The 26,229-nt window shown below is 66.2% G+C and carries 25 protein-coding genes; 9 read left to right on the plus strand and 16 right to left on the minus strand.

Going from position 1 to position 26,229, the window contains the following annotated elements; all coding sequences use genetic code 11:
- Positions 1-28 precede the first annotated feature (28 nt).
- The 4 genes from ald to K7I12_RS02500 all read left to right on the plus strand — a co-directional run bounded on the left by ald (position 29) and on the right by K7I12_RS02500 (position 5,566).
- Positions 29-1,144: an alanine dehydrogenase gene (gene ald, locus K7I12_RS02485; RefSeq protein ID WP_031384638.1), complete on the plus strand. Its 1,116-nt coding sequence runs from the start codon at positions 29-31 to the stop codon at positions 1,142-1,144.
- A gap of 128 nt (positions 1,145-1,272) precedes the next feature.
- On the plus strand, positions 1,273-2,286 hold the full coding sequence (gene trpS, locus K7I12_RS02490; protein ID WP_031384637.1) for a tryptophan--tRNA ligase: 1,014 nt from the start codon (positions 1,273-1,275) through the stop codon (positions 2,284-2,286).
- Positions 2,287-2,481: 195 nt separating this feature from the next.
- Positions 2,482-3,684, plus strand: coding sequence for a YeeE/YedE family protein (locus K7I12_RS02495; RefSeq protein WP_084173585.1), 1,203 nt, complete (start codon positions 2,482-2,484; stop codon positions 3,682-3,684).
- A 202-nt stretch (positions 3,685-3,886) separates the two neighbouring features.
- Entirely contained in the window at positions 3,887-5,566 is a 1,680-nt protein-coding gene (locus K7I12_RS02500) for an NAD-dependent malic enzyme (protein ID WP_231662909.1), read from the plus strand.
- Positions 5,567-5,760: 194 nt separating this feature from the next.
- Here the strand turns inward: K7I12_RS02500 and ppk1 are convergent, their stop codons facing one another.
- From ppk1 to K7I12_RS02575, 15 genes are all read right to left on the minus strand, one after another.
- Complete coding sequence (gene ppk1, locus K7I12_RS02505; protein WP_031384634.1) at positions 5,761-7,959, minus strand: polyphosphate kinase 1; 2,199 nt, start codon at positions 7,957-7,959, stop codon at positions 5,761-5,763.
- 36 nt (positions 7,960-7,995) lie between these two features.
- A complete protein-coding gene (hemB, locus tag K7I12_RS02510) occupies positions 7,996-9,003 on the minus strand; it encodes a porphobilinogen synthase (protein ID WP_031384633.1) in 1,008 nt (335 codons plus the stop codon).
- 194 nt (positions 9,004-9,197) lie between these two features.
- Entirely contained in the window at positions 9,198-9,992 is a 795-nt protein-coding gene (gene tatC, locus K7I12_RS02515) for a twin-arginine translocase subunit TatC (RefSeq protein ID WP_031384632.1), read from the minus strand.
- Positions 9,989-10,381, minus strand: coding sequence for a Sec-independent protein translocase protein TatB (tatB, locus tag K7I12_RS02520; RefSeq protein WP_031384631.1), 393 nt, complete (start codon positions 10,379-10,381; stop codon positions 9,989-9,991). Before tatB ends, tatC begins: the two co-directional genes overlap by 4 nt.
- 6 nt (positions 10,382-10,387) lie before the next feature.
- A complete protein-coding gene (tatA, locus tag K7I12_RS02525; RefSeq protein WP_031384630.1) occupies positions 10,388-10,651 on the minus strand; it encodes a Sec-independent protein translocase subunit TatA in 264 nt (87 codons plus the stop codon).
- Positions 10,652-10,683: 32 nt separating this feature from the next.
- Complete coding sequence (locus K7I12_RS02530; RefSeq protein ID WP_031384629.1) at positions 10,684-11,022, minus strand: phosphoribosyl-ATP diphosphatase; 339 nt, start codon at positions 11,020-11,022, stop codon at positions 10,684-10,686.
- Positions 11,023-11,100: 78 nt separating this feature from the next.
- Positions 11,101-12,723, minus strand: coding sequence for a ubiquinone biosynthesis regulatory protein kinase UbiB (gene ubiB / locus K7I12_RS02535; RefSeq protein ID WP_031384628.1), 1,623 nt, complete (start codon positions 12,721-12,723; stop codon positions 11,101-11,103).
- Positions 12,720-13,364, minus strand: a complete 645-nt coding sequence (locus K7I12_RS02540; RefSeq protein WP_031384627.1) for a ubiquinone biosynthesis accessory factor UbiJ — start codon at positions 13,362-13,364, stop codon at positions 12,720-12,722. The genes ubiB and K7I12_RS02540 overlap by 4 nt, the downstream gene beginning before the upstream one ends.
- Positions 13,365-13,371: 7 nt before the next feature.
- On the minus strand, positions 13,372-14,118 hold the full coding sequence (gene ubiE / locus K7I12_RS02545; RefSeq protein ID WP_031384626.1) for a bifunctional demethylmenaquinone methyltransferase/2-methoxy-6-polyprenyl-1,4-benzoquinol methylase UbiE: 747 nt from the start codon (positions 14,116-14,118) through the stop codon (positions 13,372-13,374).
- A 165-nt stretch (positions 14,119-14,283) separates the two neighbouring features.
- The gene (locus tag K7I12_RS02550; protein ID WP_031384625.1) at positions 14,284-14,667 is read right to left on the minus strand and encodes a gamma-butyrobetaine hydroxylase-like domain-containing protein; all 384 of its coding nucleotides are present in this window, start codon (positions 14,665-14,667) and stop codon (positions 14,284-14,286) included.
- A gap of 156 nt (positions 14,668-14,823) precedes the next feature.
- Positions 14,824-16,149, minus strand: coding sequence for an ATP-dependent protease ATPase subunit HslU (gene hslU / locus K7I12_RS02555; protein WP_031384624.1), 1,326 nt, complete (start codon positions 16,147-16,149; stop codon positions 14,824-14,826).
- 1 nt (position 16,150) lies between these two features.
- On the minus strand, positions 16,151-16,672 hold the full coding sequence (gene hslV / locus K7I12_RS02560; RefSeq protein ID WP_031384623.1) for an ATP-dependent protease subunit HslV: 522 nt from the start codon (positions 16,670-16,672) through the stop codon (positions 16,151-16,153).
- Positions 16,673-16,942: 270 nt separating this feature from the next.
- On the minus strand, positions 16,943-17,599 hold the full coding sequence (locus tag K7I12_RS02565; RefSeq protein WP_031384622.1) for an SPOR domain-containing protein: 657 nt from the start codon (positions 17,597-17,599) through the stop codon (positions 16,943-16,945).
- 3 nt (positions 17,600-17,602) lie between these two features.
- Positions 17,603-19,288, minus strand: a complete 1,686-nt coding sequence (gene argS / locus K7I12_RS02570) for an arginine--tRNA ligase (protein ID WP_231662910.1) — start codon at positions 19,286-19,288, stop codon at positions 17,603-17,605.
- 254 nt (positions 19,289-19,542) lie between these two features.
- Positions 19,543-21,789 (minus strand): primosomal protein N', encoded by a 2,247-nt coding sequence (locus K7I12_RS02575; RefSeq protein WP_231662911.1) that lies wholly within the window; start codon positions 21,787-21,789, stop codon positions 19,543-19,545.
- Positions 21,790-21,971: 182 nt separating this feature from the next.
- Here K7I12_RS02575 and rpmE point away from each other — a divergent pair, with 182 nt between their 5' ends.
- On the plus strand, positions 21,972-22,187 hold the full coding sequence (gene rpmE, locus K7I12_RS02580) for a 50S ribosomal protein L31 (RefSeq protein WP_031384620.1): 216 nt from the start codon (positions 21,972-21,974) through the stop codon (positions 22,185-22,187).
- Positions 22,188-22,296: 109 nt separating this feature from the next.
- Here the strand turns inward: rpmE and K7I12_RS02585 are convergent, their stop codons facing one another.
- The gene (locus tag K7I12_RS02585; RefSeq protein WP_031384619.1) at positions 22,297-23,175 is read right to left on the minus strand and encodes an AEC family transporter; all 879 of its coding nucleotides are present in this window, start codon (positions 23,173-23,175) and stop codon (positions 22,297-22,299) included.
- 230 nt (positions 23,176-23,405) lie between these two features.
- Here K7I12_RS02585 and K7I12_RS02590 point away from each other — a divergent pair, with 230 nt between their 5' ends.
- The 4 genes from K7I12_RS02590 to K7I12_RS02605 all read left to right on the plus strand — a co-directional run bounded on the left by K7I12_RS02590 (position 23,406) and on the right by K7I12_RS02605 (position 26,158).
- The gene (locus K7I12_RS02590) at positions 23,406-23,543 is read left to right on the plus strand and encodes a dihydrodipicolinate synthase family protein (protein WP_150113117.1); all 138 of its coding nucleotides are present in this window, start codon (positions 23,406-23,408) and stop codon (positions 23,541-23,543) included.
- A 107-nt stretch (positions 23,544-23,650) separates the two neighbouring features.
- On the plus strand, positions 23,651-23,944 hold the full coding sequence (locus tag K7I12_RS02595; protein ID WP_031384618.1) for a type II toxin-antitoxin system HigB family toxin: 294 nt from the start codon (positions 23,651-23,653) through the stop codon (positions 23,942-23,944).
- Entirely contained in the window at positions 23,941-24,366 is a 426-nt protein-coding gene (locus K7I12_RS02600; protein ID WP_031384617.1) for a helix-turn-helix domain-containing protein, read from the plus strand. Before K7I12_RS02595 ends, K7I12_RS02600 begins: the two co-directional genes overlap by 4 nt.
- Positions 24,367-24,502: 136 nt before the next feature.
- On the plus strand, positions 24,503-26,158 hold the full coding sequence (locus K7I12_RS02605; protein WP_231662912.1) for a multidrug ABC transporter permease/ATP-binding protein: 1,656 nt from the start codon (positions 24,503-24,505) through the stop codon (positions 26,156-26,158).
- The last annotated feature ends 71 nt before the right edge of the window (positions 26,159-26,229 follow it).

Below are 26,229 nucleotides of genomic sequence, written 5' to 3' on the forward strand. Positions count from 1 at the left end.
TCCGCTATTCGTCGCAGGAGTGACAGCCATGAAGATCGCCGTGCCCAAGGAAATCAAGAATCACGAATACCGCATCGCCCTGACCCCGACCGGGGTGCGCGAACTCGTCGAACGCGGCCATCGGGTCACCGTGGAGCAGGGCGCCGGCGACGGCTCGGGCTTCGCCGACGCCGCCTACGAGGCGGCGGGCGCGACCCTCGAATCCGACGTCGAGGCGCTATGGAAGAACGCCGAGTTGATCGTCAAGGTCAAGGAGCCCCAACCCGATGAGGTCGCCCGGCTCGGCGCGGGGCAGACGCTGTTCACCTACCTGCATTTGGCCGCCGAGGAGAAGCTCACCCGCGACCTGATGGCCAGCGGCGCTACCTGCATCGCCTACGAAACCATTACCGCGCCCCAGGGCGGCCTGCCGCTGCTGGCGCCGATGAGTACCGTGGCCGGGCGCATGGCCGTGCAGGCCGGGGCGCACAGCCTGGAGAAGGCCCAGGGCGGCGCGGGCGTGTTGTTGCCCGGGGTGCCCGGGGTGGCGCCGGCGCGGGTGACGGTGATCGGCGGCGGGGTGGTCGGCGAGAACGCCGCGCGCATGGCGCTGGGTCTGGGTGCCGAGGTCACCGTGCTCGACAAGTCCATCCCGCGCCTGGAGACCCTGGATGATCGCTACCAGGGCCGGTTGCATACCGTCTATTCGACCGCCGACGCGCTCGAGGAGGCGGTGCGCGAGTCCGACCTGATCATCGGCGCGGTACTGGTGCCCGGCGCCGCGGCGCCCAAGCTGATCACTCGCGCCATGCTGGCCGACATGAAGCCCGGCAGCGTGCTGGTCGACGTAGCCATCGACCAGGGCGGCTGCTTCGAGACCAGCAAGGCGACCACCCACGCCGAGCCCACCTACGTGGTCGACGGCGTGGTGCACTACTGCGTGGCCAACATGCCCGGCGCCGTGGCGCGTACGTCCACCCAGGCGTTGACCAACGCCACCATGCCGTTCATCGCCGCGCTGGCCGACAAGGGCTGGCAGCGGGCGTTGGCCGAGGATCGGCATTTCATGGCCGGGCTCAACGTCCACGATGGCCAGGTGACCCATCCGGCGGTGGCCAGTGCCTTCGGTCTGGAGAGCGTCGACCCGGTCAGCCTGACCGGCTGAGCCCGTCAGGCACATTCCACCACCCCGGCATCAGTCGGGGTGGCAAGGGTAGTGGTGGCGGTCGCTTTGAAAAGCCTTGGCGCGTTACACTGGCGTCTTTGCCATCGCTTGCAGACACCTTTATTGCCATGCACAAGACTCGCGTTCTTACCGGCATCACCACCACCGGCACGCCGCATCTCGGCAATTATGTCGGCGCCATCAAGCCGGCCATCGCCGAGAGCCAGGACCCCGGCGTCCAGTCCTATTATTTCCTCGCCGACCTGCATGCGCTGATCAAGTGCCAAGACCCCAAGCGGGTGGAGGCCTCGCGCCTCGAGATCGCCGCGACCTGGCTGGCGCTGGGCCTGGATACCGACAACGCGATCTTCTATCGCCAGTCGGACATTCCCGAGATTCCCGAGTTGACCTGGATGCTGTCCTGCGTGTGCGCCAAGGGGCTGATGAATCGCGCCCACGCCTACAAGGCGGCGGTTGCCGACAACGAGGCGGCGGGCAATTCCGATCCCGACAAGGGCGTGACCATGGGGCTGTTCGGCTACCCGGTGCTGATGGCCGCCGATATCCTGATGTTCAACGCCAACAAGGTGCCGGTGGGCCGCGATCAGATCCAGCACATCGAGATGGCCCGCGACATGGCCGGGCGCTTCAATCACCTCTACAAGGGTGAGTACTTCACCCTGCCCGAGGCGGTGGTCGACGAGAAGGTCGAGGTGCTCGGCGGGCTCGACGGGCGCAAGATGTCCAAGAGCTACAACAATACCATTCCGCTGTTCGTCTCCGAGAAGAAGCTCTTGAAACTGGTGCGCAAGATCAAGACCAACTCGCTGGAGCCGGGCGAGCCCAAGAATCCCGACGGCTGCACGCTGTTCCAGATCTATTCGGCCTTCGCCAGCGCCGAGGAGAGCCAGGCGATGCGTCGGCGCTACGCCGAGGGCATTGGCTGGGGCGAGGCCAAGGACTCGCTGTTCGAATACCTCAACGCGCATCTGCGCGAGCCGCGCGAGCGCTATCTGGCGCTGATGGAGGACCCCGGGTACATCGAGGACGTGCTGAAGAAGGGGGCCGAACGCGCCCGCGCCGAGGCCGCGCCGTTGATGGATCGGCTACGCCAGAGCGTGGGCCTGGGGCGCTTCGCCTAAAACACGTCGAGTCGCCGGCGCATGACGGGTGCGTTGCGCGATGAGCCATGACATGAACAGCGACCGAACGGAGCCTTGGGCTCCGTTTTTTCATGCGAAAAAGTTATTGTTGCGATTTCTTTTATGCATTTCACACTATTCAGCTTAGAAGCTAGGCTCTTAACTATTCGAATCGGACTTTTGACGGAGGCAGGAATGGCGCAGACAAGCATAGCGGCACCGCGAATGGCGCCGACGACCTGGATTCCGGGTCTGTTGCTGGCGATCGGCGTCGTCGCGCTGGGGATCGCTTTCGGCCCGCGCCTGGCGGCGCTGGTGCTGGTCGGTGGCGCTTTTGGCGTGGTGCTTTATCATGCCGCCTTCGGCTTCACCGCAGCTTGGCGGGTGTTCATTCTCCAGCGTCGCGGGCGTGGCTTGCGCGCACAGATGGTGATGCTGACATTGGCGGTGGTGCTGTTCTTTCCGGCGCTGGGCGCCGGGTCGCTGTTCGGCACCCCGGTCAACGGGTTCGTGGCGCCGGTGGGCATCTCGGTGCTGGTCGGGGCCTTTCTGTTCGGGCTGGGCATGCAGCTGGGCAGCGGCTGCGCCTCGGGCACGCTATACACCGTGGGTGGCGGCAACGCGCGGATGCTGATCACCCTGGTGTTCTTCATCGTCGGCTCGCTGATCGGTACCGCGCACTTCAGTTGGTGGACCAGCCTGCCGGCCTTTCAGCCGGTGTCGTTGGTCGACGTGTTCGGCGCCGGCGGCGGCATCGCCGTCAGCGTGGTGCTGTTCGCGGCGATCGCCGGCGTCACGGTGCTGGTGGAGCGGCGGCGTCACGGCGGGCTCGAGGCGACACCGGAACACGACACCCGGCATGGCTCGCGCTGGCTGCGCGGGCCGTGGCCGCTGCTCGCCGGGGCGGTGGGCCTGGCGCTGCTCAACTTCATCACCCTGTGGCTGGCCGGGCGGCCCTGGGGCATCACCTCGGCGTTCGCGCTGTGGGGCGCCAAGGGCTTCGAGGCGCTGGGTGGCGACGTCAGTCAGTGGGGCTACTGGCAACTGCCCGGCAACGCCGAGGCGCTCAGGGCCAGCGTGTGGTCGGACATCACCACGGTGATGAACCTGGGCATCATCCTCGGGGCAATGATAGCCGCCTCGCTGGCCGGGCGCTTCGCGCCGAACTGGCGCATTCCTCTGCGCTCGGTGGTGGCCGCCGTCATCGGTGGATTGCTGCTGGGTTACGGTGCGCGGCTGGCCTTCGGCTGCAACATCGGCGCCTACTTCGGCGGCATCGCCTCGGGCAGCCTGCACGGCTGGCTGTGGCTGGTCGCGGCGTTTGCCGGCAACATGCTGGGCGTGAAGCTGCGGCCATGGTTCTTCGAGCGTCCGCGGCGGACCCTGGAAGGGCGCTGAAGCGCGTTTGTCCGGAGGCTTCAACTGTCGAAGACGGGTTCTGAGCGCCGTCATGCTGGGGCGAAGCCGGACGCGCGCGTCCGGCGGCGGCGCACGGGGGGCTGGCGTGTTATCTTTACGCCACTGGACTGCGTTCGGCTCTTTGCGCGTCAGACGCGCATAGGGGCCCGCCGACACCCTTGAACCAACCTCGAGTCGAGAGATGAGCGAAAACGTCAAGCGTCCCCTGTACACCCCCTACGCCGGCCCGTCACTGCTGGAGATGCCGCTGCTCAACAAGGGCAGCGCGTTCACGCTCAAGGAGCGCATCGACTTCAATCTGATCGGCTTGCTGCCGCAGAATGTCGAGACCATCGAGGAACAGGCCGAGCGCGCCTATCGTCAATACCGCCTGTGCAAGAACGATCTCGACAAGCACATCTACCTGCGCTCGATCCAGGACGACAACGAGACGCTGTTCTTCCGCCTGCTCGAGGAACATCTCGAGGAGATGATGCCGATCATCTACACGCCGACAGTCGGCGAGGCGTGCGAGGAATTTTCCAACATCTACCGCAACCATCGCGGGATCTTCGTCGCCTACCCCGACCGCGAGCACATGGACGACATCCTGCGCAGCGCCACCAAGGACAAGGTCAAGGTGATCGTGGTCACCGACGGCGAGCGCATCCTGGGGCTCGGCGATCAGGGCATCGGCGGCATGGGCATCCCCATCGGCAAGCTCTCGCTGTATACCGCCTGCGGTGGCGTCAGCCCGGCCTACACGTTGCCGATCATGCTCGACGTGGGCACCAACAACCAGCAACTGCTCGACGACCCGATGTACATGGGCTGGCGCCACAAGCGCATCAGCGACGAGGAGTACGACGAGTTCATCGACATGTTCATGCAGGCGGTCAAGCGCCGCTGGCCCAACGTGCTGCTGCAATTCGAGGACTTCGCTCAGACCAACGCCATGCCGCTGCTCGAGCGCTATCGCGACGAGCTGTGCTGCTTCAACGATGACATCCAGGGCACCGCGGCGGTCTGCGTGGGGACCCTGCTGGCCGCCTGCAAGTCGCGCGGCGTGCGCATCAGCGATCAACGCGTGACGTTCGTCGGCGCCGGTTCGGCGGGCTGCGGCATCGCCGAACAGATCATCGTCGCGATGAAGGCGGACGGTCTCAGCGACAAGCAGGCCCGCGAGCGCATCTTCATGGTCGACCGCAACGGCCTGCTGACCGACGACATGGCAGGGCTCCACGACTTCCAGCAGCGCCTGGCCCAGCCGCGCGAGATCGTCGCCGACTGGCCGGGCAGCCAGCTGATCGACGTGGTCGAGCAGGCCCAGCCGACGATCCTGATCGGCGTGTCGGGGCAGAAGGGGCTGTTCAGCGAGACGGTGATTCGTGGCATGCACGCCAACTGCCCCAACCCGTTGGTGATGCCGCTGTCCAACCCCACCTCGCGTGCCGAGGCGATGCCCCAGGACATCCTCGACTGGACCAACGGCCAGGCGCTGGTGGCCACCGGCAGTCCCTTTCCGCCGGTGACCGTCGACGGCCACAAGATTCCCATCGCCCAGTGCAACAACGCCTATATCTTCCCCGGGGTCGGCCTCGGCGTGGTTGCGGCCAATGCCACGCGGGTCACCGACGGCATGCTGATGGCGGCCTCCAACGCGCTGGCCAACGGCGCGCCGATCGTCGAGTACGGCGAGGGCGCGCTGCTGCCGGCGCTCAAGGACATTCGCGAGCTGAGCGAGGCGATCGCCTTCGACGTTGCCAAGCAGGCCCAGGAAGAGGGTGTCGCGCTGAGCTCCAGTGACGAGATGCTGCGCGCGGCGATCGAGCGCAGCTTCTGGTACCCGCGCTACCGTCGCTATCGGCGTCGCGCCTACTAGGAGCCCGTCGGACTTGACACTGACCTACTGCGAATCCCGGCCTTTCGGCCAATTCCATCGATCCATTTCGTTAAATAGCGCGCTATTCGCCTCAATCGATCGATAAATTTGACTCGAAACCCGTGCTTCTCGTGACGATCGGCCAAGCCCGACAGACTCCTAGGAGTCTGTCGGGCAGAGGATGTCAGGGCGAGCTACGCCTTGCTGGCATAGGCGTAGAGCAGCGTCTCCTGGGCGCTGACCGGGGCGCTGGCACAGGGGTCCTGCTTCAAGTAGCTGCCGTCTTCCTGGAGCAGCCAGCTCTGGCAGTTGTCGACCAGATAGGTCTCCAGGTCCTTGCGCACCCGCTGGGCGAGCTTCTTGTCGAGAATCGGGAAGCAGGTCTCCACCCGGTGGAACATGTTGCGTTCCATGAAGTCGGCGCTCGACGCCCAGGTTTCGGGCTTGCCGTCGTTGTGGAAATAGAACACCCGGGTGTGTTCGAGAAAGCGGCCGATATTCGAGCGCACCCGGATGTTGTCCGAGATGCCGGGCACCCCGGGGCGCAGGCAGCACATTCCGCGAATGATCAAATCGCAGCTCACCCCGGCCCGCGAGGCGCGATACAGCGCGCGGATCAGCCGCGGCTCGGTCAGCGAGTTGCACTTGACGATCAGGTGAGCCTTCTTGCCCATCTCTGCGACCTTGGCTTCGCGGTCGATCATCTCGATCAATCGCTGGTGCAGCACGAAGGGCGCGTGCAGCAGCCTGGCGATGGTGCGCGGCTTGCCCATCCCCGAAAGCTGTTGGAAGACCCGGTGGACGTCCTCGCACAGCGTCTCGTTGGCGGTCATCAGGCTGTAGTCGGTGTACAGCTTGGCGGTCTTCGAATGGTAGTTGCCGGTGCCCAGGTGAACGTAGTAGCGCAGCTCGCCGCTTTCGCGGCGCACGATATGCAGCATCTTGGCATGGGTCTTGTAGGCCATCACCCCGTAGATGACGATCGCCCCGGCTTCCTGCAGGCGCGAGGCCAGCGCCAGGTTGTCGGCTTCGTCGAAGCGCGCGCGCAGCTCGATGACCACGGTGACTTCCTTGCCGTTGCGCGCCGCGTCGACCAGCGCGCCGACGATGCTCGAGTCGGCGCCGGTGCGATACAGCGTCTGCTTGATCGCCAGCACGTCGGCGTCGCGGGCGGCCTCGCGCAGCAGATCCTCGACCGGCGCGAACGACTGGAAGGGGTGATGCAGCAGAATGTCGTTGCTACGAATCGCCTCGAACAGACTGCCGTCGGCCTTGAGGCTCTTGGGCAGCCCGGGAATGAAGGGCCGGTAGAGCAGGTCCGCGCGCTCGATATCGCCGAGTACCGACATCATGCGGGTCAGGTTGACCGGGCCGCTGACCCGGTAGAGATCCGGCTCGCCGAGCTCGAATTGCTTGAGCAGGAAATGGGCGAGCCGGTCGGGGCAGTTGTCGGCGACCTCCAGGCGCACGCCGTCGCCGTAGCGCCGCGCCAGGAGCTCGCCGCGTAGCGCCGAGGCCAGGTCGGATATCGCTTCGGGATCGACCGTCAGGTCGGCGTTGCGGGTCAGCCGAAACTGGTAGCAGCCGCGCACCTCCATGCCCGGAAAGACCTCCTGGGCATGGGCGTGGATCATCGACGACAGGAACACGTAGTCGGTATAGCCCGGCTCGGCGAGCGCATCGGGCAGGCGTATGACCCGCGGCAGCGAGCGCGGCGCCGGCAGGATCGCCAGGCCGCCTTCGCGACCGAAGGCATCCTTGCCCTCGAGTTCGACGATGAAATTGAGGCTCTTGTTGACCAGCCGCGGGAAGGGGTGCGAAGGGTCCAGCCCGATCGGGCTGATCACCGGCGCGATCTCCTCGTCGAAATACTCGCGGACCCAGTCGCGCTGGGGCGGGGTCCATTGCACACGGCGCCGGTAGCGAATGCGCTGCTCCTCGAGCGCGGGGATCAACACCTCGTTGAGGATGCGATACTGACGCTCGGTCTGTTCGTGGGCGATGCGCGAGATTTCGGCGAGTACCCGACGCGGGGGCAGGCCGTCGGGGGCACTGGCGTCCTCGTGGCCGAGCGCCAACTGGTGCTTGAGGCCGGCGACCCGGATCTCGAAGAACTCGTCGAGGTTCGACGAGAAGATCAACAGGAACATCAGCCGGTTGAGCAGCGGATGCGAGGCGTCCAGGGCCTGCTCGAGCACGCGAATGTTGAACTGCAGGTGCGAGAGCTCGCGATTGAAGTACAGCGACGGATCGTCGAGCTCGGCTTCCGGCGAGGGTGTCGGCTTGGCGTGAATGCCGGTGCGGGTGCGATTGACCCGCAACGGTGCCTCGTTGGTGGCATCGCTGCCCGCCGTGTCGGTGGACGGCACGGGCTGGTTCGACGTTTCTTCCATCGGGCGACTCCAGCGCGGCAAGGGCGCAGCCCGCCGCTATCGGTTGAGCAATTGCGCCGCGCGCTTGGCAAAGTAGCTCAGGATGCCGTCGGCACCGGCGCGCTTGAAGCACATCAGCGACTCGAGAATCACCGTATCGGCTTCCAGCCAGCCGTTCTCGAAGGCGGCCATGTGCATCGCGTACTCGCCGCTGACCTGGTAGGCGAAGGTCGGCACCTGCAACTCGCGCTTGATGCGACTCAGCACATCGAGATACGGCATGCCCGGCTTGACCATCACCATGTCGGCGCCCTCGGCGAGATCCAGTGCGGTCTCGTGCAGCGCCTCGTCGGCGTTGGCCGGATCCATCTGGTAGGTGGTCTTGTCGGCGCGCCCAAGGTTGCCCGCCGAGCCCACCGCGTCGCGGAACGGGCCGTAGTAGCGCGAGGCGTACTTGGCGGAGTAGGCCATGATCCGTGCGTTGTGCAGGTTCTCCTGCTCGAGCACCGCGCGAATCGCGCCGATTCGCCCATCCATCATGTCCGAGGGCGCGACGATGTCGGCGCCGGCCTCGGCGTGCGACAGCGCCTGCTTGAGCAGCGTCGCGACGCTGCGATCGTTCTGCACGTAACCGTGCTCGTCGAGGATGCCGTCCTGGCCGTGGCTGGTGTAGGGATCGAGCGCGACGTCGGTGATCAGGCCGAGCTCAGGGCAGGCCTGCTTGAGCGCGCGCACGCTGCGCTGGACCAGACCGCTGGCGTTGTAGGCTTCCTCGGCGAGCTCGCTCTTCTGGGCCGGATCGATCACCGGGAACAGCGCCAGCGCGGGAATGCCCAGCGCGGCGACTTCGCGTGCCTCTTCGATCAACAGGTCCAGCGACAGGCGCTCGACGCCGGGCATCGACGCCACCGCCTCGCGGCGATTCTCGCCCTCGAGCACGAACACCGGCAGGATCAGGTCGTCCGGGGTCAGCGTCGATTCGCGCATCAGGCGCCGCGAGAAGTCGTCCTTGCGCATGCGCCGCATGCGCGTATTCGGATACTGGCGTTGGGTTAGCAGGCTCAAGCTGGTTTCTCCGGTCGTGAAGGGACGCGACCGTCATTGTCGTCCACCATGCCCCGCGCATGTGACAAGGCGATGACAATGACGCTGATAGCTTCGAGTATATCAATGTCGGCAAGCGCACGGATAACCACGGCAAGACGTCGGCATTCAGCAGGAGAGCGGCGTTCGGGTGGCGTTGCCGGCCGCCTTCCGGGCTAGTCGGCGCCGTCGGGCTCTTCCGCATCGGCGCCACGGCGACGCTGCAACAGGCTTCCGGCGACGATGCCGACCTCGTAGAGCAGCCACATCGGCACCGCCAGCAAGGTCTGCGAGACGACATCGGGCGGGGTCATCAGCATGCCCACCACGAAGCAGCCGAGGATCACGTAGGGGCGTTTCCTGACCAGGCTCCCGACGCTGGTCGCCCCGGTCCAGATCAGCAGGAAGGTGGCAATGGGAATCTCGAAGGCCACGCCGAAGGCGAAGAACAGCTTGAGCACGAAATTCAGATACTGGTTGATGTCGGTCATCACCGCGACGTCCTGCGGCCCGGTGTGCACGAAGAAGTTGAACAGCAGCGGAAAGACCACATAGTAGGCGAACGCCGCGCCGCCGTAGAACAGCAGTACGCTCGAGGCTATCAGGGGCACCGCCAGGTGCTTCTCGTGCGCGTAGAGGCCGGGGGCGATGAACGCCCAGGCCTGGTGCAGCACGAACGGCACGGCGATGAACACCGCCACCACCAGGGTCAGCTTGAAAGGCGCCAGGAACGGCGAGGCGACCTCGGTGGCGATCATCTGCGAGCCTTCCGGCAGCAGCGCCATCAGCGGATCGGCGACGAAGGTGTAGATGTCGTTGGAAAACGCGTAGAGCGCGGCGAAGATCACCAGGATGGCGATCACCGCGCGCATCAGCCGCGAGCGCAGCTCGATCAGGTGCTCGATCAGCGGCGCCTGGGCCTGGGAGGGATCCGAGCCCTGGTCATCAGACGAGTGAGGGGAGTCGCTCATCGCGGCGTGGCGTCCTTGTCGGCGGCGGTCGGTGTCGGATCGACCGGCGTCGTGGCCGGCTCGACGGGTTCGTGGGCGGCCTGCTGGCTTGCCTCGTCGGGCTCGGCGCGATCCTCGTCATGGCGTCGCGGCTCGCCGCTGCCTTCGAGCTCGCGACGCGCCTTGCCCAGGCCGGCGTTGAACTTCTTTTCCTGCTCGCTGAGTTTCTGGCGCAGCTCCTCGGCCTCGAGCTGGGCGTTGATCTCGCGTTGCATGTTGGCCACGGTGCGCTTGGCCTTGCCGATCCACAGCCCGGCGGTGCGCGCCGCCTTGGGCAGGCGCTCGGGGCCCAGCACCAGCAGGCCGACCACGCCGATCAGCATCAGCTCGAGAAAACCCACATCGAACATGGCGGCTTACTTCGGCTCTTTGCGTTCTTGCTCGGCCGTGTCGCGCTGCTCGGCCCTGGCGTCGAAGGTCTGGCCTTCGTCGTCGTGGCGGACCTGACGCTGGCTGGCGTCGTCCTTCTTGTCCTTGTCCTCTTCGTTCATGGCGCTCTTGAAACCCTTGACGGCGCCGCCGATGTCGGTGCCGACATTGCGCAGTTTCTTGGTGCCGAAGATCAGAATGATGATGCCGAGAACGATCAGCAACTGCCAGATACTGATGCCACCTAACATGACTTTCTCCTCTGGGGTCGGCGGACCCTCGCTCATTGCGTGTCGCGGGCGGCTTTCTCGTCGAGCCCGGAGATGCCGAAGCGCCCCGCCAGCTCGTCGAGCACCGCCTGCGAATCGATGCCCAGATGCGACAGCATCACCAGGCTATGAAACCACAGGTCGGCGGTTTCGGCGACCAGTGCCTGACGTTCGTCGGCGCCGCCATTGGTCGCATCCTTGGCGGCGATGATCGCCTCGGTGGCTTCCTCGCCGACTTTCTCGAGAATCTTGTTGAGGCCCTTGTGGTGCAGCGAGGCCACGTACGAGGAATCGGGATCGGCGTGGCGGCGTTGATCGAGCACGTCGGCGAGCTGTTTGAGAGTATCGCTCATCGATGACAGTCCTGAGTGGGGGAATCGTAAACGCAAGGCGCCTGGAGGCTTGTAAGAGCGCCGCTTGCCGGGAGCGCTTCAGCGCCAGGCGAGCAGCATCACGCCCAGCGCGGCGCCGGCGAGCACCGGCCACGGTTGTTGCTCGGCCCACTGCCAGAGCGGCTGCCAGGCCAGCGCCAGCGCCAGTGCCAGCGCCCCCAGGCGCAGCCGCCGGGTGCTGCGCCCGGCGCGCGCCAGGTGGCGGTCGATGTGCTGCAGCGTCTCGACCTGCTGATGGCGCTGGCGGCGCTCGGATTCGACCTGCAACAAGGCCTGATGGGCGAGTACCGGCAACTCGGGCAACTGATGGCTGAGCTCCGGCGCCTGTTTCTTGAACGAGGCCCAGAAGCCGCGCGGTCCGGCGCGCTCCTGCATCCAGCGCTCGAGATAGGGCTTGGCGGTCTTCCACAGGTCCAGGTCGGGATACAGCTGGCGGCCCAGGCCCTCGATGTTGAGCAGTGTCTTCTGCAACAGCACCAGCTGCGGCTGAACCTCCATGTTGAAGCGTCGCGCGGTCTGGAACAGCCCCAGCAGCACCTGGCCGAAGGAGATGTCCTTGAGCGGCTTCTCGAGGATCGGCTCGCATACCGCGCGGATCGCCGCGGCGAACTCGTTGGCGCGGGTGCCTTCGCCGACCCAGCCGGACTCGATGTGCAGCGCCGCCACTTGGTAATAATCCTGGTGGAAGAAGGCCAGCAGGTTGCGCGCCAGGTAGTCCTGGTCCTCGCGGGTCAGGCTGCCGACGATGCCGCAGTCGATGGCGATGTACTGCGGGTCGTCGGGCTTGTCGCGGGTGACGAAGATGTTGCCCGGGTGCATGTCGGCGTGAAAGAAGTTGTCGCGAAACACCTGGGTGAAGAAGATTTCCACGCCGCGCTCGGCGAGCTTGCGCAGGTCGGTGCCCTGGGCCTCGAGGCTGACCATGTCGGCCACCGGAATGCCGTAGATGCGCTCCTGGACCAGCACTTGGCGGCGGGTCAGCGGCCAATGGATGGACGGCACGTAGAGCAGTGGCGAATTCTTGAAGTTGCGCTTGAGCTGCGAGGTGTTGGCGGCCTCCTTGTGCAGGTCGAGCTCGTCGAACAGCGTCGCCTCGTAGTCGGCGATCACTTCCACCGGGCGCAGCCGGCGCGCCTCGGGGACCAGCCGTATCAGCCGCGCCAGGATGTACATCAGGGCGATGTCCTGACGCATCACGCGGTCGATTCCCGGACGGATGACCTTGACCACCACCTCCTCGCCGCTGTGCAGCCGGGCGGCGTGGACCTGGGCCACCGAGGCCGAGGCCATGGGTGTCGTGTCGAAGCGCGCGAAGGCGGCGTCGATGGAGCACTCGAGCGCCTCCTCGATCAACGCCTGCGCCTGGTCGCCGGGGAACGGCGGCACCTGGTCCTGCAAGCTGCGAAGGTCGTCGGCGATGTCCGGCGGCAGCAGGTCGCGCCGGGTCGAGAGCATCTGGCCGAACTTGACGAAGATCGGCCCCAGCGCCTCCAGGGCCAGGCGCAGACGCAGCCCGCGCGAGTGGCGGCCGACCGGCAACAGGCGCAGCGGCGACAGCCGGAAGGCCAGGCGCAAGAGTGCCGGCAGTCGATCCAGCGGCACCAGCGTGTCGAGACGATAGCGGGCGACGATCCATAGAATGCGCAGCAGTCGCAGGTTCACGTGGCGCGCTCCCGGCGTGCGGCGAGCTTGCGCTCGAGGCGGGCGAAGCGCGCTTCCAGACGGTCGGTGGCGATCTCGAGCTCGGTCAGGTGATCGCGCAGTACCTCGCGCTGGGCCTGACCGGGGAGCAGCCGCGCCTCCTCGAAGACGTAGTCGGCAAGGTCGGCGCGCAGTTCACGCTGGCTGCGCAGGCCGAATTCGGCGAAGCGCCGCAGGCCCTCGGCCAGCGCGTTGGCCGGCACGTCGCCCAGCCACTCGGCGAGGCTGGCCTCCCAGTCGAGGTCGATATCCATCAGCAGCGTGCGGGTAGCCTCGAGCAGGTGGGTCTGGCCACGCAGCGACAAGCGGCCCGAGAACATCAGCCGCTCCAGCGACTCGCCGGCGAGCAGCGCGCTCAACGCCTCGTTGTCGATCTCGAGTAGCGCGTCGGCGTCGCTTTCTTCGGCGTCGGGGGCCTGCGCCAGGTCCAGGCCCCGCTCGTGGAAGCCGACCAGCACCGCCAGTCGTGGGCGTTCGAGGCGCAGCAGCAGGCGCTTGCCGGCCAGCTGACGCAGCCGGCTGGGCGCGGCGGGGTCGCGGGCAAGCAGGGCATTCAGGGTTCGTTCGGCGGCGGCCAGCAACAGGGGGGGAGTCAACGCCATCGAATCCTCACAGCTTGATGCCGCGGTGGAGGGCGACGATGCCGCCGGTCAGGTTGCTGTACTCGACCCGCTCGAGGCCGGCCCGCTCCATCATCGCCTTGAGGGTTTCCTGGTCGGGGTGCATGCGGATCGACTCGGCCAGGTAGCGGTAGCTGTCGGCGTCGTGGGCGACCCACTCGCCGATCTTGGGCAGCAGGCGGAAGGAGTATTCGTCGTAGACCCGCGACAGCGCGCCGTGCACCGGCTTGGAGAATTCCAGTACCAGCAGCCGGCCGCCGGGCTTGAGCACGCGGGCCATCGAGGCCAGCGCGGCATCCTTGTCGGTGACGTTGCGCAGGCCGAAGGCGATGGTGATGCAGTCGAAGCTGTTGTCGGGAAACGGCAGGCACTCGGCGTTGGCCTGGACGTATTCGACGTTGCCGCCGACGCCCTGGTCGAGCAGCTTGTCGCGGCCGACGCGCAGCATCGAGGCGTTGATGTCGGCGAGCACCACGCGCCCGGCGGGGCCGACGCGCTGGGCGAACTTGAGCGTCAGGTCGCCAGTGCCGCCGGCGATATCCAGTACATGGTGACCGCGGCGCACCCCCGAGCGTTCCAGCGTCAGGCGCTTCCAGAGTCGATGGATGCCCATCGACATCAGATCGTTCATCAGGTCGTAGCGGCTGGCCACCGAATGGAAGACATCGGCCACCCGGGCGGCCTTCTCGTCGACCGGAACTTCCTGGTAGCCGAAGTGAGTCGTGCGCTTGTTCATGAGCATCCCTTCATATATGCCGGCGAGCTACTCGCAGGCCCCGACGATACCCGGTCGGGCACGGCGCGAAAATGGCCGTGACGGATCGAGGCGGGGCGATGTGGCCGCCATTGTAGCGCCGCCCGGCCGGCTTGTCTGTGCGTGGCTCTGGGTACGGCGCCGAGGCTATACCGGCTTGAGCGGAATGCCCAGCGGCTCGCGCGAGGCGCCGGCGTCCGCGAGTTGCTTGAGATAGTCCGCCCAGTAGGCGTCCTGGTTGACCGCCAGGTCGTAGAGATAGTCCCAGCTGTACAGCCCCGTGTCGTGGCCGTCGTCGAAATGCAGCTTGAGCGCGTAGCGCCCGGTCTGGGTGATGTTCTTCAGGCCGACGAATTTCTGGCCGGTCTGCAACTTGGCGGTGTCCGGGCCGTGGCCGCGGACCTCGGCGGAGGGCGAGTACACGCGCAGGTACTCGGCCGAGAGCCGGTAGCTTTGGCCGTCGGCGTAGCCGAGCTCGAGTTCGCGGGCCTGCTGATGATAATGCACGCGGGTGGGGATCGGGGCGGTCATAAGAAAACTCCTAGCTATAAGCTATAAGCTATAAGCTGTAAGTTTTGGGCTGGGCCAGGTAGAGATGCAAATGAAAGAGAAGAACACCATTCTGGGTTGCTCTTCTCTTCCAGCCGCGAAGCGGCGCTCTTGCAGCTTAAAGCTTACAGCTTCTCGTCAGAGGATATACCGCGACAGGTCCTCGTCCTTGGCCAAGTCGCCGAGCTGGGAATCGACGTAGGCGGCGTCGATGGTCAGCGGGCCTTGCAAATCGCCGCCCTTGAACGAGGCTTCCTCGAGCAGGCGCTCCATTACCGTATGCAGGCGCCGCGCGCCGATGTTCTCGGTGCCCTCGTTGACCTGCCAGGCGATCTCGGCGATCCGCGCGATGCCGTCCTCGGTGAATTGGATCTCAAGCCCCTCGGTGGCCATCAGCGCCTGGTACTGGCGGGTCAGCGACGCCGAGGGCTCGGTGAGGATGCGCTTGAAATCGTTGGGGCTCAGCGCCGAGAGCTCGACGCGGATCGGCAGCCGACCCTGCAGCTCGGGAATCAGGTCCGACGGCTTGGACAGGTGGAACGCGCCCGAAGCGATGAACAGGATGTGATCGGTCTTGATCATGCCGTGCTTGGTCGACACCGTCGAGCCCTCGATCAGCGGCAGCAGGTCGCGCTGCACGCCCTCGCGGGAGACGTCGGCGCCGCTCTGGTTGCCGCCGCCCCTGGCGACCTTGTCGATCTCGTCGAGGAACACGATGCCGTGCTGCTCGACGGCCTCGACGGCGCGGCGCTTGATCTCCTCGTCGTTGACCAGCTTGGCGGCTTCCTCGTCGCGCAGCAGCGGCCAGGCCTCCTTGACGGTGACCCGCTTGGACTCGGGCTTCTGCTTGCTCATGCTCGAGAACAGGTTCTGCAGCTGGTTGGTCATCTCCTCCATGCCCGGCGGGGTGCTGATATCGAAGCCGCCGCCCTGGGGGGTGATCTCGATATCGATCTGCTTGTCGTCGAGCTGGCCTTCGCGGAGCTTCTTGCGAAACGTCTGGCGGGTCGACGACTCGTCGCGGGCGTGGTCGTACTCGCTGCCCCGCGGGCGCGGCAGCAGCGCGTCGAGGATACGATCCTCGGCGGCGTCGGCGGCCTTGTGGGCGACCTCTTGCTTGGCCTGCTCGCGAACCATCTTGATCGCCATCTCGACCAGGTCGCGGATGATCGACTCGACGTCGCGGCCGACGTAGCCGACCTCGGTGAACTTGGTCGCCTCGATCTTGATGAACGGCGCGCGCGCCAGCTTGGCCAGGCGCCGGGCGATCTCGGTCTTGCCGACCCCGGTGGGGCCGATCATCAGGATGTTCTTGGGCGTCACCTCGGGGCGCAGCTCGTCGTCGAGCTGCATGCGCCGCCAGCGGTTGCGCAGCGCGATCGCCACCGCGCGCTTGGCGTCGTGCTGGCCGATGATGAACTGGTCGAGGGCGTGGACGATCTCGCGGGGGGTCATCTGGGACATGTCAGGCGAGCTCCTCGATCACGGTATTGTGGTTGGTGTAGACGCAGATGTCGGCGGCGATGTCGAGCGACTTCTCGGTGATCTCGCGGGCCGACAGCTGAGTGTTCTCGAGCAGCGCGCGGGCCGCCGACAGCGCGAAGTTACCGCCTGAGCCGATGGCGATGATGCCGCGCTCGGGTTCGACCACGTCGCCGTTGCCGGTGATGATCAGCGAGGCGGTCTTGTCGGCGACCACCAGCATCGCCTCGAGGCGACGCAGGGCACGGTCGGTGCGCCAGTCCTTGGCCAGCTCGACGGCGGCCTTGGTGAGGTGGCCCTGGTATTTCTCGAGCTGCGACTCGAAGCGCTCGAACAGCGTGAAGGCGTCGGCGGTGCCGCCGGCGAAACCAGCCAGCACCTGGCCGCGATACAATCGGCGCACCTTGCTGGCGTTGCCCTTGAGGACCGTGTCGCCCAGCGAGACCTGGCCATCGCCGGCCAGGGCCACCTGGCCATCGCGACGCACGGAAACGATCGTGGTCATGTGGCGGAAACTCCGTTGCGGGGCGCCGAGTTGACGTGTGACGCCCGGTGACGAATGGGGCATTGCGTGACGGGGCAGTGCCGCGGCAAGGCTATGTGTTCAATCAAAGTGCTCGAACAAGGCTATGCATCGTGAGATGCGGGCGAGGTGCCCGGAAATCAAGCGAAAGGGGCAATCGCCCCGCGCTGGAAGAGCCGATGGCGCGCCGGATCGTCGGAAAAGAAGACCCCATCCGCCGCCGGCCGGGTTCGGCCACGGTGGCGGCCGGCTTCAGTTCTGCAGCTTGATCATCAGCGGTTCGATGCCCTGGGTGACCATCAGATCCTGAGCGCGGCTGAGTTCGCGGGTGTCTTCGTAGGGACCGACCTGGACGCGATGCCAGGTCTGGTTGCCGTTGGCCTGGACCGTGGTGATCTTGGCCAGCAGGCCGAGGTTCTTGAGGCGTCCGGCAAGGCGCTTGGCGTCGGCGGCGTTCTTGAACGAAGCGGCCTGCAGCATGAAGCTGCCGCCTCCAGCGGCTTGCGCGGCCTGGCCGGCGTCGGCCGCGTCGTTGGGGCGTGGCGTGGACTGATAGGCCTCGACCTTGGGTGCGACCACCTCGGACTCGGGCAGCAGGGTGTAGAACTCGAAGGTCGGCATGCGCGCCTCGTCCTGGGCCGGGGCTTGCGCCTTGCCCGACGACGAAGACGTGGCCGACGACGGTGCCTGCGCCTGACTGGCCGGCTTGGGCATCAACGTCGCCATCGGCGGCGCCGACTGCTGGAAGTACTGGGCCAGCGCGAAGCCGGCGACCAGGCCCGCCAGCGCCCATAGCCAGCCCGGCACGCGCAGCCCCTCGCTGGGCTGCTTGCGCTGGGAGCGACGTGCGGTGGCGCCCTTCGCCGGGGCGCGCTTGCGGCTCGAGCTTTGTGCGGCGGTGCGGGCCATGGCTTACATCTCCTCGGGCGCGCTGACGCCCAGCAGGTCGAGCCCGTTGCGCAGCACCTGGCGCGTGGCCAGGCCCAGCGCGAGGCGGGCGTTGCGCAGCGCCGCGTCGTCGACCATCACCTTGACGGCGTTGTAGCAGGTATGGAAGTCGGCGGCGAGATCCTGCAGATACTGGGCGATCTGCTGCGGTTCGCGGCTGGCGGCGGCGTGCGCGACGACCTCGGGATAGCGGGCCAAGCGATTCATCAGCGCCTTCTCCTGGTCGGTTTCGAGCAGCGCCAGGTTGGCCAGCGCCAGGTCGTGATCGAACGGCCGCGCATCGGCTTCGGCCTTTCGCATCACGCTGCACACCCGGGCGTGGGCGTACTGCACGTAGTACACCGGGTTGTCGTTGGACTGCGAGCGTGCCAGGTCGATGTCGAAGGTCAGTTGCGAGTCGGCGCGCCGCGCGGCGAGGAAGTAACGCGTGGCGTCGCGGCCGACCTCGTCGATCAGATCGCGCAGGGTGACGTAGCTGCCGGCGCGCTTGGAGAGCTTGACTTCCACGCCGGAGCGGGTGACCAGCACCATCTGGTGCAGCACGTAATCCGGCCAGCCCTCGGGAATGCCGGTTTCCAGCGCCTGCAGGCCGGCGCGCACGCGGGTCACCGTCGAGTGGTGATCGGCGCCCTGTTCGTTGATCACCGTCTCGAAACCGCGCTGCCACTTGTCGAGATGGTAGGCGACGTCGGGCAGGAAGTAGGTGTAGCCGCCATCCTGCTTGCGCATCACCCGGTCCTTGTCGTCGCCGAAGTCGGTGGTGCGCAGCCACAGCGCGCCGTCGGCCTCGTAGGTGTGGCCGCCGTCGACCAGCTTGGCGGCGGTGGCCTCGACCTTGCCGTCGGCATACAGCGAGGACTCGAGGAAGTAGACGTCGAAGGCCACGCCGAAGGCCTTGAGGTCGAGATCCTGCTCGCGACGCAGGTAGGCCACCGCGAAGTCGCGAATCGCGTCGAGATCCTCGGGGTCGGCCTTGGCGGTGACGTGACGATCGTCGGCGTCAACGGTCTCGCCGGCCAGGTAGCTGTGCGCCACGTCGCCGATGTAGCCGCCGCGGTAGCCGTCGGCGGGCCAGCCGGCGTCGTCGGGGGTAAGACCCTTGGCGCGGGCCTGCACCGACAGCGCCAGGTTGTTGATCTGCGCGCCGGCGTCGTTGTAGTAGAACTCGCGGGTGACCTCAAAACCGCTGGCCTCGAGCAGCCGGCACAGGCAGTCGCCGACCGCCGCGCCGCGCCCGTGGCCGACGTGCAGCGGGCCGGTGGGGTTAGCCGAGACGAACTCCACCTGCACCTTGCGACCGGCGCCGAGCATGCTGCGCCCGAAGCTGTCACCGCTGTCGAGGACCGCCGCGACCACCTGGGCCACGGCGTCGGTGGCGGCGAAGAAATTGATGAAGCCGGGCCCGGCGATCTCGACCTTGCGTACGGCATCGCTTGCGGGCAGCGCCTCGATCAGCGCCTGGGCGACGTCGCGCGGCAGCTTGCCGGCCGGCTTGGCCAGGGACATCGCCAGGTTGCTGGCGTAGTCGCCGTGGGCCTTGTCCTTGGCGGGATCGACCTTGTAGGCCGGCGAGGCGTCGGCGGGCACGATGCCCTGCTGCTTGAGCGTGGCCAGGGCCTCGTCGAGCAGTGCAATGATGGTGTCTTTCATGTGGCTTGCGTGCAGTCCTGTGGCCTGGGAGCGCGAGCGATGAAGGCGGGTCGCGCGCCGCTGAAGGCGTGTAAGCGTCGCTCGCGTGCGAGCATTTGGGCGGCCATTATCGGCAATTGCGGCCGGGCTTTAAACCCTAGCCCCTTGCGGGGAGCTGTAAGTTAGAAGCTTTAAGCTGTAAGCAAGAACGTACCGATCAATTCTACATAGGCAAAGCGATTGCATTCCGGCTTACGGCTTACGGCTTACGGCTCTTAGGCCAGCGTCTGCGGGTCGACATCCAGCGCCCAGCGTGCCCGGCGCGCGCCCGGCGCGCGTTCCAGCCAGGCGGTGAGCCAGGCGCAGGCTTCGTGCAGCGGGCCGCGCTTGGCTGCCGACAGCATCAACTGCACGTGATAGCGATTCTGGCGGCGCTCCATCGGCGCGGGCACCGGCCCCAGGCAGTCGACGGCGAGCGCGCGCTCGCCGAGCCATTGGCGCAGCTGGCCGGCGGCCTCGCCGGCCAGCGCCGTGGCATCGGCCTCGCGCGGGCTTTCCAGGCGCAGCAGGGCCATGAAGCGGTAGGGCGGCAGGGCGGCCAGCCGGCGCTCTTCGAGCAGCGTCTCGGCGAGCGCGTCGTAGCCGCTCTCGGCGAGCAGGCGCAGATGCGGGTCGTCGGGGTGCAGGGTCTGCACCAGCACCCGGCCGGGACGTTCGGCACGCCCGGCCCGTCCGGCGACCTGAACCAGCAGCTGCGCGCTGTGCTCGAGCGCGCGAAAGTCGCTGGCGTAGAGCCCCGCATCGGCATTCACCACCACTACCAGGGCGACATGCGGCAGATGATGGCCCTTGGCGATCATCTGCGTGCCCACCAGCAGGCACGGTTCGCCGCGACGGATCTCGGCGAGGGTGTTTTCGAGGGCGTCCTTGCGCCGGGTGCTGTCGCGGTCGATGCGATGCACCGGCACTTCGGGAAACAGCGCGGCGAGGGTTTCCTCGCTGCGCTCGGTGCCGGTGCCCAGCGGGCGCAGGTCGGCGCTGCCGCACTCGGGGCAGGCGTCGGGCAGGCCGCGCTGGCGTTCGCAATGGTGACAGGTGAGCTGCGGCGGCTGGCGGTGCAGGGTCAGCCGCGCGTCGCAGTGGTCGCACTCGGCCAGCCAGCCGCAGGCATGGCAGGCCAGGGTGGGGGCGAAGCCACGCCGATTGATGAATACCAGCACCTGGTTGCCGGCGGCCAGCGCCTGGCGGATGGCGTCGATGGTCGGCGGAATCATCCCGCCCTGGCGCGGCCGACCGCGCAGGTCGGTGAGCTCGAGCCGCGCCGGCGCATGGTGGCTGGGGCGGCGAGTCAGCCGCAGGTGGCGATAGTTGCCGGCACGCGCCTGGAGCAGGCTTTCCAGCGACGGCGTGGCGCTGCCCAGCACGACCGGAATGCCATGCTGATGGGCGCGGGCGATCGCCAGGTCGCGGGCATGGTAGCGCAGGCTGTCCTGCTGCTTGAACGAGCCGTCGTGCTCCTCGTCGACGATGATCGCTCCGGGGCGCGCCAGCGGCGTGAACAGCGCCGAACGGGTGCCGATGACGATCGGCGCGCGACCGGCGCGGGCGGCCTCCCAGGCGTCGAGGCGCTCGGCATCGCTGAGCCCCGAGTGCAGCGCGACCACCGAGACCCGAAAACGCCGCCGAAAGCGCGCCAGGGTCTGCGGGGTGAGGCCGATCTCGGGCACCAGCACCAGCGCCTGGCGGTTGCGCGCCACCACCGCCTCGATCAGTTGCAGATAGACCTCGGTCTTGCCGCTGCCGGTGACGCCGTGCAGCAAACAGGGATGATAGCGATCCAGGCCTTCGTGCATTTCGGCCAGCGCCGTGGCCTGCTCGCGGTTCAGGCTCAGCGAGGGCTCGGCGAGCAGGCCGCCGTGACTGGGCGCCGGCGCGGCGGTCAGCGGTTCCTCGTGGCAGTCGATCAGTCCCTTGTCGGCCAGCGCACGCAGTTGGGCGCGGGTGAAGCCCTGGGCGCCGATCACCGAGCTGACCACGCCGCGCGGATGCTGGCGCAGCAGTTCGAGCAGCTCGACCTGGCGTCGGGCGCGGCCCAGCCGGGCCAGGTCGATGTCGCGGCCGCTGGCGGTGAGCTGCCAGCGTTCGCGAATGCGCGCCTCCAGCGGCCGACCTTGGCGCAGCAATACCGGCATCGCCTGATGCAGGGTGTCGCCGAGCGAGTGCTGGTAGTAACGCGCGGTGAAGCGGCACAGCCACAGCCAGTCCTCGGGCAGCGGTTCGCTGTCCAGCCAGGCCACCACCGGCTTCAACTGATCGAGCGGGAAGTCGCTGGTGTCGCGACATTCGACAACCACGCCGACCACCTCGCGCTTGCCCAGTGGCACCCGCACCCGCAGCCCCGGCTGCCAGCCCCGCGAGGGCGCCGGCTGGCAGGGACGATAATCGAACAGGCGGCGCAAGGGTGTGGGCACGGCGACGCCCAGCACGCCGGGCGCCGGGCTCTCGGGGGGGGTGGTTGACAATTGGCCTCCGCTGCTGGTTCTGCTATAATGTCCGGCCTTTCCTGATCTTGACACGCTGCTGGCGCTACGGCCGTTGCTGGCGAGGCAGGGAAGTCAACCGGTTACTCACAACCCGTGTGCGGTGCTCGACCGAACAGCGATTCAGGATCGGGTGGCGGCACACCGCTTCATGAGGCTTCACGATGAAACAAGGTATCCATCCGGAATACAAGACGGTCACGGCAACCTGCTCGTGTGGTGCGACCCACTCGATCGGTACCACGGCCAGCGACGATTTCCATCTGGACGTCTGCTCCAACTGCCACCCGTTCTACACCGGCAAGCAGAAGCAGGCGACCACCGGCGGCCGCGTCGAGCGCTTCAACAAGCGTTTCGGAGCCGCGCTCAAGCGTAACTGATCCACTCTAGCGGCTGCCCATGGCCGCCGTGGAGCGCCAGAACCCCGAGCCATCAATGGCCCGGGGTTTTTTGTGACTGTCTCGTGGATCGCGGGCGGGCAGACGGCTGTCAGTTCAGCACCGCCAGCAGCACCGGCAGGTAGAGAAACGACAGCAGCGTCGAGCAGAACACCAGGCCGGCGACGAATTCCGGCTCGCGCCGGGCGCGCTGGGCGAACAGGTAGTTGTAGACCGCCACCGGCATGCTCATCTGCAGCACCAGCACGCTCTGCGCCAGCGGCGGCAGGCCGAGCAACTGAGCTACCCCGTAGGCGATCGCCGCGGCGGCGGGAATCCGCAGCAGGCTGAACTTGAAGCCGGCGGCGATGCTCTTGACCTGGATGCTGGCCAGCGACACGCCGAGGGTGATCAGCATCAGCGGCACGCTGAAACCCGAGATCAGGTCCACGGTATTGGCCAGCCAGCGCGGCAGGGTGGTGTCGGTGAGCAGCAGCGCCGTGGCGATCAGGATCGCGTAGACGGTGGGCGTGCGCGCCAGGGTACGCAGCGGGCGGCCGCTGCGGCTGGCGAGCAGCGCGCCGAAGGTGAACTGGACCAGCGATACCGCGACCATCGCGGTGATGGCGTAGGCGAAGCCGGCGCTGCCGAAGGCGTAGAGCGTCACCGGCAGGCCCATGTTGCCGGTGTTGGGAAACATCATCGGCGAGACGATGACCTTCCAGTTCTTGCCCAACAGCCTGGCCATCAGCACGCTCGCCAGGCCCATCGCGGCGAGCACCAGCAGCGTGCCGAGCATCGTCCGGCCGAAGCTCTGGGCGTCGATCTCGGCGTTGCCCAGCGCAGCCAGCACCAGTGCCGGCGTGCCGATGTTGAAGACCAGCTTGGTGACGAACTCGACCGGGTAGTCGTAGCCCAGGCGTATCCAGAAATAACCCAGGCTGGCGCCGAAGAATACCGGGGCCATCACCGCGAAGAGTTCGGCGAGCATGCACAGTCCTTGGTTGGGAGACGAGCGGCCTATTGTCGCCAGTCGTCACGCTGCGGTGCAACGTCGACACCGGAAACACAGTGTTTTGGCGCGCTGTCTCGAGTGTTCCCATAAAACATGGGTCATAACGTCTGGTCATTGTTTCCTGGGATTAAATGTCGTTTTTCCAGGGAGGGCCTCCCTCTTACCATCGATTGATCAACCCTAAGCCAACAATCACAAGGTGCTATATGAATTTCGATGGTATCTGGACGCCGGTGGTAACTCCGTTCGCCGCGGACAACACGGTCTCGCTCGATACTCTGGGCAAGGTAATCGATACCCTGATCGACCGGGGTGTGCATGGCCTGATCATTGGTGGCATGTAGTAGCAAGTAGGCAATGCAGCGCATAGCAATTCGATATATAGCAGAATGCTATACGAATACAGCATTCTGCTTTACTATACACAGAACCAGAACAGGGAAAGGTTTGTATGCACATCATCACGCAGAAGCGCATCTGGGAAGCCATGGAGAAATGGCCTCGGATCGCCACGGCGCTCGAGGCGTGGTATCGCATCATGAAGGCCAGCGAGCCCAAGGATTTCGCCGCGATGAAGGGCATTTTCCCGGCAACCGATAAGGTCGGCCGCTATCACGTCTTCGACATCGGCGGCAACAAAATTCGGCTCATCGCCATCGTCCACTATCGCGCCAAGAGGGTGTACATCCACGAAATTCTGGATCACGTCGATTACGACAAGGGCAGATGGAGGAAATCCCCATGAACGCACTGCTCGATGAAGCGAAGAAGCATTGGAGCCATGTCGCGCCCTTGCTCCAGATGCCTGAAAACGATGACGAGTACGACGCCAAGGTCGAAGCCTTGGATGACATTCTCGAGATTGTCGGTGACGACGAGGATCACGTGCTGGCCAGCCTGGCGTCTCGTCTCGGCGACCTGATCGAAGCCTATGACGAAGAGCATCGTCCCATGCCTCGCGTTTCGAGTGCCGAGGTGCTGCGTTACCTCATGCAGGAGCACGATATTTCTCAGGGCGACCTTCCGGAAGTCGGGGCCCAATCGGTGGTGTCGGCTGTTCTTTCAGGCAAACGCACACTGAACTGGCGCCAGATATGTGGTTTATCCGATCGGTTCGGTGTGCCTACCGATGCGTTCCGGGAGCCGCGGATCGATAGCGTTCGCTAGCCTCGGCGGCAAATGCGAGCGACAGCGCCGAGTGAGATCCCCGCCGTCTGATGGCTTGGCAAATGATAATGCTTCATTGACGCCATGGGCGTTTTGCCCAAAGGTAGGCGCCAAACTGCTACGTTCGGGGTCTGGCATGGAGTTGCTGCGCGTCGTCTTTCGCGATTACCGCTGGCCGTTCATCAGCGTGATGGCGCTGAGCCTGGCGAGCGCCGGGCTGGGGGTGGGCGTGATCGCGTTCATCAATCAGCGGATGATCGCCGACACCGCCAGCGCCCTGACCGCCTTGCCGGGGTTCATCGGCCTGCTGGCGTTGCTGCTGACGGTGTCGCTGGGCGCGCAGCTGGCGCTGACCATGTTGGGCCATTGGTTCGTCTATCACCTGCGCGGACGGCTGATCAAGCGCATGCTCGACACCCCGATTGAGCGCCTCGAACAATTGGGCAGCGCGCACCTGCTGGCCAGCCTGTCGAGCGATCTGCGCAACGTCACCATCGCCTTCGTGCGGCTTCCCGAGTTGGTCCAGGGTGTGGTGCTGACCGTCGTCACGGCCGCCTACCTGGGGTATCTCTCGGCGCCGATGCTGGCCGTCACCGCGCTGTGGATCACCGTGACCATGCTGATCGGTTGGTGGCTGGTGTCGCGGGTCTATCATCACCTGCATCTGGTCCGCGAGTCCGAGGACCGGCTCTATCAGGATTACGAGGCGGTGATCGACGGGCGCAAGGAGCTCTCGCTCAACCGCTATCGGGCACGCCGCCTGTTCCACGAGAACGTCGACGCCGATTCCCGCGATTACCGCCATCACGTCATCTGCGCCGATACCTTCCACCTGAGCGCCAACAACTGGGCCAACATCATGATGCTCGGCGCCATCGGCGTGGCTTTCTACCTGGCCAATGGCCTGGGCTGGGCCAATACCACGGTGGCGGCGACCTACGCCCTGGCGCTGCTGTTCCTGCGCACCCCGCTGATCGGGGCGGTGGGCGCGCTGCCGACCCTGCTCAGCGCCCAGGTGGCGTTCGACAAGCTCGAGTCGCTGCAGCTCGTCGAGGACCGCGAGGGCTTCGACATCGAAGATGCCCCGGCCGACTGGCAATCCATCGAATTCCGCGGCGTGAGCTTTCGTTACGCCCCGCTCGGCGACAAGTCGGGCTTCGCCGTCGGGCCGCTCGATTTCACTCTGAATCGCGGCGAGCAGATCTTCCTGATCGGCGGCAACGGCAGCGGCAAGTCGACCCTGGCGCGCCTGCTGACCGGGCTCTACCACCCGCAGTCGGGCGAGATCCGGGTCGACGGCACGCCCATCGAAGGCGCGCAGTGGGAAGCCTATCGCCAGCGTTTCGCCAGCGTGTTCACCGACTTCTATCTTTTCGACCAGTTGATGGGGCCGCAGGGAGGCGGCGCCGACCCGGCATTGGTCGAGGCGTGGCTCGAGCGTCTCAACATGCGCGAAAAGCTGGAATTCGTCGACCAGCGGGTGACCTCGCGGCAACTCTCCCAGGGCCAGCGCAAGCGCCTGGCGCTGCTGGTGGCGATCTGCGAGGCGCGCGACATCCTGCTGCTCGACGAATGGGCCGCCGACCAGGACCCGAGCTTCCGGCGAGTGTTCTACCGCGAACTGTTACCGGCGATGCGCGACCAGGGCCTGACGGTGTTCGCGATCAGCCATGACGACAGCTATTTCGAGCATGCCGATCGCCTGCTGGAGATGCGCGATGGCCAGTTGAGCGAATTGACCGGCGAGCAGCGCGCCCATGCGAGCCGCGATGCGGCGTCGCGCATCGGTTGAAGGGGAGTCGAAAGTGGCCGGGCAGCTCGCGATGAGCCAAGTTCCGTTGTGACGCTAAATAAAAATCTTTA

Source organism: Halomonas sp. IOP_31, from assembly GCF_021151495.1.
GTDB classification, from domain to species: Bacteria; Pseudomonadota; Gammaproteobacteria; order Pseudomonadales; family Halomonadaceae; genus Modicisalibacter; species Modicisalibacter zincidurans.